Raw genomic sequence first — 13,061 nt, forward strand, 5'->3', positions numbered from 1 at the left:
ATGTCAGGGGCCGGTCAGGATGTGTAGTAGGCGGCGGGCCTCGGTGCGGGAACGGGAGGGGCCGGGGCCGGCGGCTTCGGGGAGGCCGGGGATGGGGCCTCGGGCGGCGGTGATGTCGGCTACGTGGACGGCCAGTTCGAGCAGGTCGGCGTGCCGGGTGGGTGGTGGGGTGGCGGCCAGGGTGTGGGGGAGGGCGGCCCGGAGGAGGTCCCATACCGGTTTCGGGGCTCCCGCGTCGGCGAGTTCGCGCAGGCTCGGGACGATTCGGGTCGGGGTGAGTTCGCCGGCGGCGGTCGACCGGCCGATCAGGTCGCCCAGGAAGGCGCCGTCCAGTTGGTCGCGTGCCGCGAGGATGGCCAGAGCGTCCGTGGCGTGCGTACGGTCGGTGCGATCGCGGGCGTTGAGGCCGTGGGCCAGGGCGAGGGCCAGGCCGGCCCCGAACGGGCCGTCCGCGATGGCGAGCATCGGCAGCAGGCGCCCGTCGCCCCGGCCGACCCGGGCGCGGTGGGCGAACTGCGGCACCAGGTGCGCGGCGATCAGGTCCCGATCGTTGGGCAGGAAGGATGGCAGGCAGGCCGCCCAGCGCCCGCTGCGGTCCCCGTCGTAACCGTCCGCAAGCCAGTCCTCGGGGGTGTCCAGGCCGAGCCGGCTGCCGGTGGGGACCACGGCCAGCGTCGCGGTCATCGGCTCGGCGATCCGGTGGCCGAACCGACCACGATCGGTGCTGCGGCGCACGGCCCGGGTCGGGTCGGCCGACGGTAGATGCCCGGCGGCCAGTCGCAGCGCCGCCCGGTTGCCCTCGGCGGTGCCCAACGCGCGTGCACGTGAAGCGAGTTCCGGCTCCGGAGCGATCGGCAGGCGACGCAGCGCGTGCTCCAGGTCGAACGGCCACGGCTGCCAGCCCTCGGCTGCCGCCCGACGCAGCCGGTCGACCAGCACGGCCGGGTCGATCAGGCCGTTCGCGCCGGTGGGTGTGGAGAGCAGGGCGGGACGGGGTGCATGGGCCACGCCGACCGCGATCGCGCGCAGCCGGCGGGCGTACACCTCGTGCAGCGGCGTCGACCCGGGCCGGCGCAGCAGGTCCCGCCAGTGCCGGTCGCCGGGTGTCGGGTCGGCGCCCGGGTAGGGGGCGCCGAATGCGCCTCGTGCGGGCGCCTGGGCAGCCGCGACCACCAGCATCAGTTCGTCCGCGTGGTGCAGTCGCCGATAGGGATCGTCGATCGAACCCGCGGGAAGCTCGGTCGGCAGGTACGCGTCCCGGGCGAAGAGCGGCGCAAGCGCGGCCCGCACCCCCGACCGGTCCACGGCGCCGAGTGCGACGAGCGCGGCAAGTACCCGCTCGACTCCGACCGGATCGAGTTCCTCCCGGGACTGCCGGCGCAGCACCGCGATCTCGACCGCCAACTCGGCCGCGTCCACGATGGGCGCCGGCATCTCCTCGGGAACGTACGCCGGCATCGGGAGCGGCACCGGCGCGGCGGAATCGTCGTCGGCGCCCAGCTCGGCCCGTTGGTCGGCGGGCAACTGCCGGGCTGCGGCGAGGAGGTCGGCCCGAGCCCGCGGGTCCGCGTGGTCGATCCAGCGAAGCGCCGAGGAGACGGCTCGGCGCTGGAGGTCCGCGGCCTGCCGGCCGAACGCGACGGCGAGCACCGACAGCGCCGCGCCCGCGCGTGTCGCCGGGTCGCGCGCGGTCAGCGTGTCCAGCCAACCGAGCGCGGTGCGGACGAGTTTCTTCTCGGTCCGGGTACAGGCCGCCTCGACGGCGCTCAGGGCGATCTCCGGCGGCAGCGACTCCGCCCGATCGGCCCGGATCAGCGCCGCCAGGGCGGCATTCGCCACCGGGCCCGGCGCCATCGTGGTCACCGCCACCAACTCCCGGGCATGCGTGCCGATTTCGTTCGCGGTGAGGTCGAGGGTGGTGAATACGCGCAGGTAGCCGGCCAGTTCGCTGGTGCGACCGGGACTGCCGAGTCGGGTCACGCACGCGGCCACCACGTCCGCGCGATCGACGTGCCCCTCGGCGATCAGGGCCGGGAACGCCTCCGGCCACCAGGGCGATGCGTCGAAGAACGAACCCACGCCCGGGACCTCGAACAGACGCAGCAACAACGCGGCACACTCCGCACGACCGGAGGGGAACATCGCAGCCGGCAACGTCGTTCCCGCCACCGTGGATCGCGATGCCGCCGAACCCACGGACACGGAACCCATCGACAACAAACCCATCGAGGTGGATCCCGATGTCGAACCCGCGGACCGCGAACCGCCAAACGTCGAATCCACCGCCAACAGCCGGGCGGCGCGAGGTTCGTCCAGCCAGGTCAGCACGTACCCGTCGCTCGGCGGCGGGGCCGTGCCGGTCTCCGCCGCCAGCGCCCGGACCAGCAGGAATCGGGCCCGATCGAAGTCCCGGACGGGCAAGCGCTCGGCCAGCCGGGACATCAGGTTCGGCAACCAGGTCGGCGCCCGATCCCGCAGTGCGGTCATCACCAGTTCGACCCCGACCTCGTCGGTGATGTCGTTCGACCACATGCGCAACCGGTGGCGTGCCAGCCAGGCGGCCAACGGCGCGGCGCCCGGCAGTACCGCCGCGCCCGCCACGGCCAACGCCGGGCCACGCCGCCACGGGGCGCTGTCGCGACGCGCGTTTCGTTCGTAGGCGACGAGCGGATCGACCAGTGCCCTGCGGCCGGCGGTGTCGAGTCCGTGCATCGCCGCGCCGACCCCGCGCGGGTCCTGGGCCTCGATCAGCTTGTGTAGCGTCGCCCACTCGGTCATCCGGTCCCCACCGCTCCGATTCCACAGCTCCGACTTCGCAGTCGCGCCGTCGCGCGACCCCGCATACGGTGCCGGCGCGTCCCGACATCGGCGAGCCCCGGCGAGCCCCGGCGGGCACAGCCGGCACCGCTCCCGGCACAGCTTCGGCCGAAGCCGACGCGTGCGGTATTAGAGTCGGGCCATGGCAACGACAGACGAGGGGACCGTACGCGTCGACAGCTGGATCTGGTCCGTGCGCCTGACCAAGACCCGGTCGCTGGCCGCCGCGGCGTGCAAGGCCGGGCACGTGCGGGTCAACGGCGACAAGGTGAAGCCGGCCCAGTCGATCGGGATCGGTGACGAGGTACGGCTGCGCCAGGACGGCCGCGAGCGGATCGTCGTGGTCAAACGCATCGTCCGCAAGCGGGTCGGCCCGCCGGTGGCCGCCGAGTGTCTGATCGACAACAGCCCCCCGCCGCCCCCGCGCGAAGAGGCGGTCGTGGTGGCCCGACGCGACCGGGGCGCCGGCCGTCCGACCAAGCGCGACCGTCGTGTGCTGGAGCAGTTCCGCGAACGCTGAGCGATGGCGGGTCCGGCCGTCGGACCGGACCCACCCCGGCCGAGGTCAGGACCCGGCCGTACCGCCGGCCCCGGGGGATCCGGTCGTCGGCCCTACGGACCCCACCGGCGCGTCCGGTGTCCTCGGCGGCTCCCGCTCGGCCACCGCGCGCGGCAACGTCTCGCCGCGGAAGAACGCCGGCTGCATGAATCGATAGACGAGCATCAGCACCGCGCCCAGGAGCAGCGCGCCGATCCCGGTCAGGAACACCCCGCCCAGTTGCCAGTGCGGTGCGAAGGGCAGGGTCCAGTAGGTCGTGCCGTAGTCCTTGTCCGAGTACACGATGCACGCGTCGATGAAGAAGTACGCCAGCAGCGCCCCGCCCAGGCCCGGCATGATGCCCTTGGTGATCAGATCGCGTCGGCTGCGGGTGAGTACGCGCCGGTGGAACCAGACGCACGCGAAGCCGGTGATGCCGTAGTAGAACGCGATGGCCAGGCCGATCGAACCGATCGAGTCGGTGAGCACGTTGGTGCTGACCCGGGTGATCGCGACGTAGAAGGCCACCGATGCGATGCCCATCCCGACCGTGGACCACGTCGGTACCAGGTTCCGGCTGTGCACTCGGGCGAAGTTCTGCGGGACGGCCCGGTGCGCGGCCATGGACAGCGTGGTGCGCGCGGTCGGCAGGATCGTGGTCTGGGTGGACGCGGCCGACGAGGTGAGCACCATGAACACGAGCAGCTTGGCCATGAACCAGCCGAACCCCTCGGTGCCGAACACGCTCGACCCGAGACTGGACAGCACATCCCCGGAGTTGTCCGGATTGGCCAGGCCGTTGCCGGTCTCGGCGGCGCCCGCGAAGGACAGCGCGGAGGTGCTGATCAGCACGTAGATCAGCAGCAGCAGGACGGTCGAGATCACCGCGGCCCGACCCGGTGTGTGCTTGGTGTCCGCGGTTTCCTCGTTGATCGAGACGGCGGTGTCCCAACCCCAGTAGATGAACACCGCGGCCAGTACGCCCTTGGTCAGCGCATCGATGGAGTCGATCTCGAACGGGTTGAACCAGGACCAGCCGATGTGCACCGAGCCGTCCGGGGCGTTGCCCAGGTAGACCTTCCACAGCGCGGTCAGGCCGAGGGCGATCAGCACCACGACCTCGATGGTCAGCAGTACCTTCTGGAGATTGGCCGACAGTTCGATGCCGACGTAGCAGATCCAGGTCATCAGGACGATCCACACGACGCCGGCGAACGTCGTCCAGAACGTGTCCTCGGCGAGGCCGTGGGCGCCGATCAGCTGGAAGCCGTACTGCCCGGCGATCTGCGCGAGGTTGGCCATCACGATGACGTCCGCGACGATGATGGCCCAGCCGCCCATCCAGCCGGTCATCGGGCCGAAGGTGCGCGATCCCCAGGTGAAGGTGGTGCCGCAGTCCGGGGTGTCCTCGTTGAGTTCCTTGTAGCCGTAGGCGATCAGGAACATCGGGATGAAGGCCAGGACCATCACGATCGGCGATTGCAGGCCGACGCCCGCGACGATGATGCCGAGCGTCGCGGCGATGCTGTAGGCCGGTGCGGTGGAGGCGAGTCCGATCACGACGCTGGAGGCGAGACCCAGCGCGCCGGTCTTGAGGCCCTTCTCGCCGGCCGCGCGACGCAGCGGCGGTTCGGACGCGGGCGGTCTCGAGGGGTCGATGGTGGCCATGGCGAACCGTCCTGTCCTAGACGGGCACTTTGTACCCGTTCGACCGAAAACGGACCATCGGAAGCAGGCCATCAGATTAGACCCGCCGGTAACCCGACCGGCAGCCCCGGAGCCCGGGAAAATCAACGGAACTGATGCCACGTCAGACGCTCCGGTCGGTGCGTCGACCGTCCCGTCGCAGGATGCGACGGGACGGTCACGTCGTGGCGCGACGGTGACTCGGCGGACTCCTCTCACCGCGCCCGGTCGCCGGTGCGGTGCGGCGAGGGCGCGGGTGCGGTGCGGCCCGGACGAACAGGACGGCTATCGGATACGGCCTAGCGGGAGAGCCCGGCCGCTTCCCGAACCGGGACGGTCGGCGACGCGGTCTCGCCGCCGTGGTCATGGGCGTGGGCGCGGGTACGCAGGCGCGAGTCGAGTCGGGCGGCGGCCAGCGCGGCCAGGCCCAGGCCCGCGCCGACCCAGGCGACGGCCGCGTAGTCGAAGCCGGCCGCGATCACCCGGCCGCCGAGGAGCGGGCCGATGGTGATGCCGACGTTGAACGCCGCGGTGTTGGTTGCCCCGGCCAGGGTGGGTGCGTCGGCCGCGATGGCGAACACCCGGGCGTTCACGGCCGGGTTGGCCGCGAATCCGGCCAGTCCGAGCAGGAACACCAGGACGAGTGTGGCCGGAACGTTCCGGGCGGTGAGGGCGAGCAGGACGCACACGGCCACGATGGCGCCGATGCTCGCGTACAGGGTGCCGAACGGGTGTTCGTCGGCCAGTCGTCCGCCCACGGTGATCCCGACCACCGCGCCCACGCCGTACCAGGACAACACGAGGGGCACCCATGCCTCGCCGATGCCCGTGGTGTTGGTCAACATCGTGCCCAGGTAGCTGAAGACGGCGACCACGGCACCGAAGCCGGCCGCGGTGGTCGTGTAGGCCACCCACAGTTGTGGCCGCCGCATCGCGCGCAGTTCGCCGCGCACCGAGCGCGGCGCCTCGTGGGCGGGACGCCCCGCCGGCAGGACCACGTACACGGCCACGGTGCTGAGTGCGGTGAGCACCACGACGGCCCAGAAGGCCGCACGCCAGCCCGCCCAGTTGCCGATCATCGTGCCGAGCGGAAGGCCGACGACGGTGGCCAACGACAGACCGCCCGCCACCACGGCCATCGCCTTGGCCTTCGCGTTCGCGGCGACCAGGCCGAGCGCGGTGACGGCGGCGACCGCCCAGAACCCGGCATACGCGACGGCGCTCACGAAGCGGGTGGCCAGCACGAGCCAATAGCCGGGCGCGAGCGCGCCGACCACGTGGCCGAGGATGAAGATGACCTGGAACGCGACCAGTGCGGTACGGCGCGGCCATTGCAACGTGGCGACCGCCAGCAGCGGCGCGCCGACGACCATGCCGACGGCGAAGGCCGAGATCAGCAGTCCGGCGTCGGGGATGGACACGCCGAGGTCGGCGGCCATCGTCTCCAGCAGCCCGGAGAGCATGAACTCCGAGGTGCCTTGGGCGAATATGCCCAGCCCGAGGATGTAGACGGCAAGGGGCATGGGGGACTCCCGGGTGGTTCGTGTTTTGTAATGAGCAGTTCAAAACGAAGGCGTGCGTGATGTGTGATCGCCGGGATGACGGCCGGTGTCGCCGCCGCCCGCTGTCGCCGCCGGTGGGCGGGGTGGATTCTCCGGTCGCCCTACAGGGCGCCCAGGGTCGTGTTCACGATCGCTTCCAGGCCGGCGCGGTCCACGCCACTGCGCGCGGCCAGGCGGAGGGCCGACACCGTGCCGATGACGGCGTGTGCGAGCGCGCCGGCGTCCTTGTCCCGGTCCACGTCGCCGTCGAGTCGGCCGGTGTCGATGGCGGCCTTGATCGCGGCGTGGCGGCGTTCGTAGTCGCGCTTGAGCACCTGTGCCACCTCGGGGTCGCGCCCGGCCAACTCGATCGCGGTGTTCACGACCAGGCACCCGCGCCGGTCGCCGCTCGCATCGGTTTCCTCGGCCACCACCACGGCCAACAGGTCGCGGATCTTGTCGTGCACGGGCCGATCGCTCTCCAGGTTCGCCACCTGGAGGGATGTCATGTGCTCGATGTAGCGACGCAGCGCCCGCAGGAACAGGTCGCGCTTGCTGGTGAACGTGTTGTAGATGCTGCTGCGGCCGAGCCCGGTCGCGTCGCACAGGTCCTGTGTCGAGGTGGCTTCGTAGCCGGCGACCCAGAAGGCTTCGAGCGCCGCCTGGACCGCTTCCTCTTCGTCGAACTTCCGAGGTCGGGCCATGCGGGAAACGCTAGCAGGTTTTGTAATGAGCAGTCCAATATGGTCGGGCGATTTCCCGGGGGGCAGGCGCCCTATGCGCCCGTGAGGCTCGGTGCCAGGGTGGTCGGATCGGTGGCCGCGCCGAGGAGGCGGGTGCGGATCGCGGTGCCGGCTCGGGAGTAGGCGCTCTCGTCGTCGTGCAGCATGCTGATGCCGTTGGCGGTCTCCAGGAACGCGATCAGCTCGAAGACGAGTTGGGCCGTGTCGAGGTCGGCCGGCGCGTCGCCGATCGTCTTCGCGGTCTCGACCTCGGCGAGCAACATTTCGCGCCAACCCCGCCAGGCGCCCGCGAGGGTGTCCCGGACTCGACCCGGCCGTGCGTCGAACTCGGCCGAGGCGTTGAAGAAGAAGCAACCACCGGGGAACACCCGATCGCGGGAGTAGGCGATCCAGCGCTCGGTCAGGCGCCAGAGCCGGATCAGACCGGCGGGCTCGGCGAGTGCGGGCGTGACCACGTGCTCGACGTAGACGTCGACGGCCGCGCCGATCGCGGCGAGTTGCAGCTCCTCCTTCGACCCGAAGTGCGCGAACACCCCGCTCTTGCTGATGTCCAGGTCGCCCGCGAGGCGACCGATGGAGAGCCCTTCGAGGCCCTCGACGGACGCGATGTCCGCTGCGCGGCGGACGATCGCCTGTCGGGTGCGATCGCCCTTGCGGACCCGCCCGTCCGTCGGGGACGCACTCACGGCCACTCCTACCCTCGGCGGTTCGACTGATCGGCTGATCGGCCGGACGGTCGTTCGACCGATCGCCGTCGATTATCTCCCGGCGCTACCCGTCTGCCCCATCTCCGGGCATCTCCCGGCTCCACCTCTCGATTCCCGCCTCCCGACTCCATTGCCCGGTCTGCCTTGACAGGATCTCCATGCCCAGTAAATAGTACGACCGGTCGTGCAGTTTTCAAAAGGCACGCTTCCCGTGGCCGGCCGCCCGCTCGCCTGCCTGCCCGCTCGTTCGCCCGGCTCCGGCGCTCACCGGCCACGCGTCCACCCGCCCTCGTCCATGGAGGTCGCCTCATGACCGACACCGAAGCACCCGCCACCACCGGCCCTGCCGCCGATATAGCCGACCTCGACGTGCAGGCGTCGGACCGCCGGGCGACCGTGATCGCGCTGGATACCCTGCGGCTCGCCCGGCGTGATCAGTGGGACCTGCCCACCCCGTGCACCGGGTGGAACCTGCGTGATCTGCTCGGCCACATGGTCGCGGAGAACCGAGGCTTCATCGCCGCGGCCGCCGGCGCCACGGACCCGGACGTCTGGCGGGACGACGCGCTCGGCGAGGATCCGTGGGTCGACTTCGCCGGCTCGGCGGTGGGCGTCACGGCGGCGCTGTCCGGCCCCGACGTATGCGAACGGCAACTTCTCATCCGCGAGTTCGGTACGTTCCCCGGATCGGTCGCGATCGCGATGCACTTCGTGGACAACCTCGTGCACGCCTGGGACGTCGCCCGCACGATCGGCCTTCCCGGCCACATCGAACCCGAACTCGCGCTGACCGCATTGGCGTTCGCCGAGCGTTGGGAACTGGGCAGGCCCGGAATCGCATTCGGCGGCGCGGTCGAGCCGCCCGTGGACGCGACACCGGGGGAGCGTCTCGTCGCGCTGCTCGGCCGCACGCCGCACCGGCGGTCGGCATGAGTGCCGTCGAGGCGTCCGCGCGGATCACCCTGCGTGCCACCGGCACGTTGTCCCCGCGGGCGGCCGGCGCGCTGGCGTACCTGCTGTTCCGGCGTCCGTTCGTGCGAGGTCGGGTGCGGCCCGCCGAGCGTTCGGCACACATGTTCGCCACCACCGACACGATGTACGTCGGCGGCAAGCGGGTGGTCACCTATCGGTGGGGCAACGGCGCGGAGCCGGTGCTCCTCCTGCACGGCTGGCAGTCGCGCGCCTCGCGATTCGCGCCGTTCGTCGAGGAGTTGCGGGCTCGCGGGCTGACCCCGATCGGGTTCGACGCGCCGGGACACGGGGATTCCGGCGGGACGAGCACGACCGTCCTCGAATATGCCGAGATCGCTCGCCGACTCCAGGACGAATACGGCGCCTTCCGGGCCGTGCTCGCGCATTCCTTCGGCGTGCTCGGCGCGTTCCAGGCGCTGCGCTCGGGTGTACGGGCCGATCGGGTCGTGGCGGTGGCCGGGGTCTGCGACATGGAGTACCTGTTGGACCGGTTCAGCGTCGAACTCGACCTCGACCCGAGGGTCAAGGCCATGGTGCGGGAGCGGGCGGACGCTCGCCTCCTGGCGCCGGAGTCGGCCATCTGGCAGCGGTTCTCCGCTTCCTCCGGAGCCGGTCCGGAGCGGGTGCCGATCCTGGTCGTGCACGACGAGGACGACGCGATGGCGGTGGCCGACCAGGGATATCGACTGGCGGCGGCCTACCCCGACCAGGCCCGACTGTTCGTGACCCGAGGACTGGGCCACAGCCGGGTACTGGGCGACGCCGCGGTACTCGCCGAGGTGCTCCGCTTCCTCGACGCACCTCGACGGGAGCCCATGATGGAGTGCGTCTAGTGCCGCACCCGGCACTAGGCCGTGTCCGGTGCGGCGAGGCATGGTGGCAGGCTTCGTCAAGTGTTCACCGAGGCCATTCGCCGACCCGCCGGTTCGTGGGCCAGGGCACCGGCCACGGGTAACGATCCAGGTTTCGCGCGGGCGGCACCACGGCGGATGTCCCGTCGTCGAGGATCCGGTTGTACCGCAGCGCGAAGTAGTTCGCGGTCGGGTGGCCCGCGAGCAGTGGATCGGCGAAGCTGCCGGTGTCCTTGGCCATGTCGGAGTGCGAGTTGGCCATTTGGATGTAGGTGAACGTGCCCGCGCCGCGGCTCACCCAGCCGGTGAAGAGCACCACGTGGCCGTCGTCGGTGTCGTCGAGCGCGTCGCCCGGGAGCAGGTCGTCCCGCTCGATCCGGCCGGTGACCGAACGCCGATCGAGAGTGTCGGTGTCGAAGTCCGTGTTCGGGAGATGCCAGGCCATGGCGACCATGCCCGAACAGTCCGTGCGGTAGTCGTGCGTACCTTCCCGGTCCGGGGCTTCGGCCCCCTGGTCGTAGGGGACGCCGCGGTCGTACCAGTCCTCGGCGCGCTCCAGGACCTCGGAACGGGTGATGTTCCCGCCTGCTTCGGAGACGGGCGGTGCGACGGCTCCGGAAGGGGCGGCGGCGGGAACCGCGGCTTCCGCCGGCGGTGCGGCGGGCCCGCCGAGCACGGCGGCGACGAGGAGCGGGAGAGCGACCAGGGCACGCGTGCGGCAAGGTGCGCCGAACATGATGATGTGGTGCATTCGTCCAGAGTTGGACATATCGGCGCGCTCGTGGTGTACCGCAACGCGGGTCCGCCCGGGAAATCACGACGCGGGCGGCCCGAACCGGGACCGGCCGCATCGTGATCGCGATCGCTGCGCCCGGGCCCGGGCCCTCGGCCGGGGGCGGACGATGCCCGGCGGGACGGACGGTGGCGCGCGTCGGGGCGTCGGCAGGCGGTCGTTGCCGGATCGGCGGGTGGGGGTGCCGGGGACGCAGGGCGCGAGCGGGGAGCGGGCGCGATCGGGGTGAACCGACGGGAGAGGCTACTTGGCGGCACTGAGGGCGATGTCCGTGACGGCCTCGACCTCGCGGCCCCGTGCGTCGAGAAAGTGCAGCGAGCCGCCCCTGCTGTAACCGGCACCACTGGGGACCTGGATCGTGAAGACCCTCGTCCCGTCCGCCGCGCCGCCGTAGGCGACCGTTTGCACGGTGATCGCAGGTTTGTCGTCCTCGAACCTCGCGGTCACCGCGGCGACGTCGCGGGACACGCGGCCGACGGTGATCGTCCCCAGTGGACCGACGCCCGGCCGGTACAGCGAGGTGTCGCCGACGGCGATCGAGGCGACGCTCAGGAGGTGATGATCCGACTCCGCGGAACCTCCCCGACTCGGCTCGCACCACTCGCCACCCCGGTTGTCGAGGTGCCCGTCGAGGAACAACTCGCCCACGTCGCACCGCGGCCCGGCGCTCCACGCTCGCGGCTCGGCCTCCGGCGAATGCACCAGTTCCCAGCGGTGTCCGGCGAACTCGCCCGAGGCGATCAGGTTCCGCCGGGGCACCTCGGCCACGGTCGCGGGCCGTTCGGGCTGCGCGGGAACGGTGGCCGACGCCGGCGGAGCGTCGCGCGCCGGCCCCCTCGCCCGGGTGCTCGATCCGGACAGGGACGCGACGGTCATCGCCGAGACCGCGACCACCGCGGCGACCGAGGCACCGATCAGCGCGGTACGCCGGTGCCGGGCACGTCGGCCGCCCTGCTCGATCCGGTCGATCGGTGCGACGCTCGGTGGCAGGTCCGCGACCCCGGCAGCCAGTTCGGCCCGTAGCCATCGTGCCTGGTCAGGCCCGGTCATCTGCGTACTCCTCGTCTCGCATGCGGATCCCGGCAAGCCCCGGGTGGGCGCGCAGCCTGGCCAGTCCCTTGGCGGCCTGACTCTTGACGGTGCCGAGTGAACAGCCGAGGATCCGGGACACCTCCGCCTCGGGCAGATCGTCCCAGTAGCGCAGGACGACGACGGCGCGCTGACGGCCCGGCAGATCGGCGAGCGCGGTGCGCAACATCTGCCGTTGATCGGCCCGAACGTACGGGTCTTCACCGACTCGCTGCGGCAATTCGGCCCGCAACTGCTCGGCCACCCGCCGTTTGCGAAAGCGGCGGATGTTGGCGTTCACCAGGATGCGCCGCACATAGGCGTCCGGATTGTCCGCCCCTCGGACTCGACGCCAATTCACATATGTCTTGGTCAAGGCGCTTTGAGCGACATCCTCCGCGATGGCGTGATCGCCGGTCAGCAGGTAGGCGGTTCGCACCAGTCCGCTCCAGCGGGACTCGACGAACGCCCGGAATTCCGCGACTTCTTCGGCTTTCACTCGGCCACCTCCGAACGCACAGAGCACCGAGTGGTCGCGGAAGGTTGCCTGCTTCCCGGGTGTTTCTGCTGCGGATTCCCGGGCGGGTCCCGCGCGGCAGGCGGACGGGGGCACGGCAGGACGACGGCCCGTAGGCGTCGTTTCGGCCGGTTTCGACGGCGATCGGGGCACCGGACGCGGCGTGGTGCGGGCGACGCTGCCGGCAGGTGCCGGTTCTCCCGCCCGGGGATCAAGTGTCGAGCGCCGCTCGGGAAGCGGCCAGGGCGGTGCCTTCGATCGACGCGGGCGGCGTGCGGCCGGCCGCCAGGTGACGACGGACCGCCGCGTACGGGATGTCCACCAGCGCGAAGGTGACCCGCTCCAGCGCGACCGAGGTGACCCGGCCGAAGCGCGCGCGCGTGTGCGTCCGCAGCGCGTCGGCCAAGGCATCGTTGAGCGTGGTCGACTCCGAGCCCGGTTCGTCGGGCCAACGCGCGATCAGGTCCTCGCGTCGGTGCAGGAGCAACACGGCTGCCTCGTCCGGGTGTTCGCGCACCCAGGCGAACACGGCCCGGACCGCGCGGGTGGCCCCCCGGTCCGGGTCGGGGTCGGCGAGTGCGGTCAGGAACGGCTGTTGGAAGCGCCGTACCGTGCGCACCCACAGGCGGGCCAGCAGCAGGTCACGCGACGCGAAGCGGTGATACACCGACCCGACCGGGGCACCCGCCTCGGCGGCCACCGCCGCGACGGTCACTGCGCCGGCGCCGGTGCGGGCGATGACCCGGAGCGCGGCGTCGAGGAAGTCGTCATCGGTGAATCTCGGTTTGCGGCCCATGCGCATCCGTCCTTGACACTGTCCGCCGCTTG

The 13,061-nt window shown here is 71.5% G+C and carries 12 protein-coding genes; 3 read left to right on the top strand and 9 right to left on the bottom strand.

Annotation, left to right across the window (positions count from 1 at the left end; translation table 11 throughout):
• Window positions 1–3: 3 nt before the first annotated feature.
• Window positions 4–2,778: a DUF6493 family protein gene (locus ACFZBU_RS35245; protein ID WP_391587800.1), complete on the bottom strand. Its 2,775-nt coding sequence runs from the start codon at window positions 2,776–2,778 to the stop codon at window positions 4–6.
• A gap of 181 nt (window positions 2,779–2,959) precedes the next feature.
• Between ACFZBU_RS35245 and ACFZBU_RS35250 the strand changes: the two genes are divergently transcribed.
• A complete protein-coding gene (locus ACFZBU_RS35250) occupies window positions 2,960–3,337 on the top strand; it encodes an RNA-binding S4 domain-containing protein (RefSeq protein WP_391587801.1) in 378 nt (125 codons plus the stop codon).
• A 45-nt stretch (window positions 3,338–3,382) separates the two neighbouring features.
• On the opposite strand, the gene ACFZBU_RS35255 is transcribed toward ACFZBU_RS35250, so the two are convergent.
• The 4 genes from ACFZBU_RS35255 to ACFZBU_RS35270 form a co-directional block, all read right to left on the bottom strand.
• Window positions 3,383–5,023, bottom strand: coding sequence for an APC family permease (locus tag ACFZBU_RS35255; RefSeq protein WP_391587802.1), 1,641 nt, complete (start codon window positions 5,021–5,023; stop codon window positions 3,383–3,385).
• Between the two features lie 317 nt (window positions 5,024–5,340).
• Window positions 5,341–6,564, bottom strand: coding sequence for a Cmx/CmrA family chloramphenicol efflux MFS transporter (locus ACFZBU_RS35260; protein WP_391587803.1), 1,224 nt, complete (start codon window positions 6,562–6,564; stop codon window positions 5,341–5,343).
• Window positions 6,565–6,704: 140 nt separating this feature from the next.
• The gene (locus tag ACFZBU_RS35265) at window positions 6,705–7,286 is read right to left on the bottom strand and encodes a TetR/AcrR family transcriptional regulator (protein ID WP_391587804.1); all 582 of its coding nucleotides are present in this window, start codon (window positions 7,284–7,286) and stop codon (window positions 6,705–6,707) included.
• 71 nt (window positions 7,287–7,357) lie between these two features.
• Complete coding sequence (locus ACFZBU_RS35270; RefSeq protein WP_391587805.1) at window positions 7,358–8,011, bottom strand: TetR/AcrR family transcriptional regulator; 654 nt, start codon at window positions 8,009–8,011, stop codon at window positions 7,358–7,360.
• Between the two features lie 330 nt (window positions 8,012–8,341).
• Here ACFZBU_RS35270 and ACFZBU_RS35275 point away from each other — a divergent pair, with 330 nt between their 5' ends.
• Window positions 8,342–8,965 (top strand): TIGR03086 family metal-binding protein, encoded by a 624-nt coding sequence (locus ACFZBU_RS35275; RefSeq protein ID WP_391587806.1) that lies wholly within the window; start codon window positions 8,342–8,344, stop codon window positions 8,963–8,965.
• Window positions 8,962–9,837: an alpha/beta hydrolase gene (locus ACFZBU_RS35280; protein WP_391587807.1), complete on the top strand. Its 876-nt coding sequence runs from the start codon at window positions 8,962–8,964 to the stop codon at window positions 9,835–9,837. The genes ACFZBU_RS35275 and ACFZBU_RS35280 overlap by 4 nt, the downstream gene beginning before the upstream one ends.
• Window positions 9,838–9,901: 64 nt before the next feature.
• Here ACFZBU_RS35280 and ACFZBU_RS35285 read toward each other — a convergent pair whose 3' ends face one another.
• The 4 genes from ACFZBU_RS35285 to ACFZBU_RS35300 form a co-directional block, all read right to left on the bottom strand.
• Window positions 9,902–10,606: a hypothetical protein gene (locus ACFZBU_RS35285; protein WP_391587808.1), complete on the bottom strand. Its 705-nt coding sequence runs from the start codon at window positions 10,604–10,606 to the stop codon at window positions 9,902–9,904.
• Between the two features lie 285 nt (window positions 10,607–10,891).
• Complete coding sequence (locus ACFZBU_RS35290; RefSeq protein WP_391587809.1) at window positions 10,892–11,698, bottom strand: hypothetical protein; 807 nt, start codon at window positions 11,696–11,698, stop codon at window positions 10,892–10,894.
• On the bottom strand, window positions 11,685–12,215 hold the full coding sequence (locus tag ACFZBU_RS35295) for a SigE family RNA polymerase sigma factor (RefSeq protein WP_391587810.1): 531 nt from the start codon (window positions 12,213–12,215) through the stop codon (window positions 11,685–11,687). The genes ACFZBU_RS35290 and ACFZBU_RS35295 overlap by 14 nt, the downstream gene beginning before the upstream one ends.
• Before the next feature lie 229 nt (window positions 12,216–12,444).
• A complete protein-coding gene (locus ACFZBU_RS35300; RefSeq protein ID WP_391587811.1) occupies window positions 12,445–13,029 on the bottom strand; it encodes a TetR/AcrR family transcriptional regulator in 585 nt (194 codons plus the stop codon).
• Between the last annotated feature and the right edge of the window lie 32 nt (window positions 13,030–13,061).

The organism is Embleya sp. NPDC008237, assembly GCF_042956465.1.
GTDB lineage: Bacteria > Actinomycetota > Actinomycetes > Streptomycetales > Streptomycetaceae > Embleya.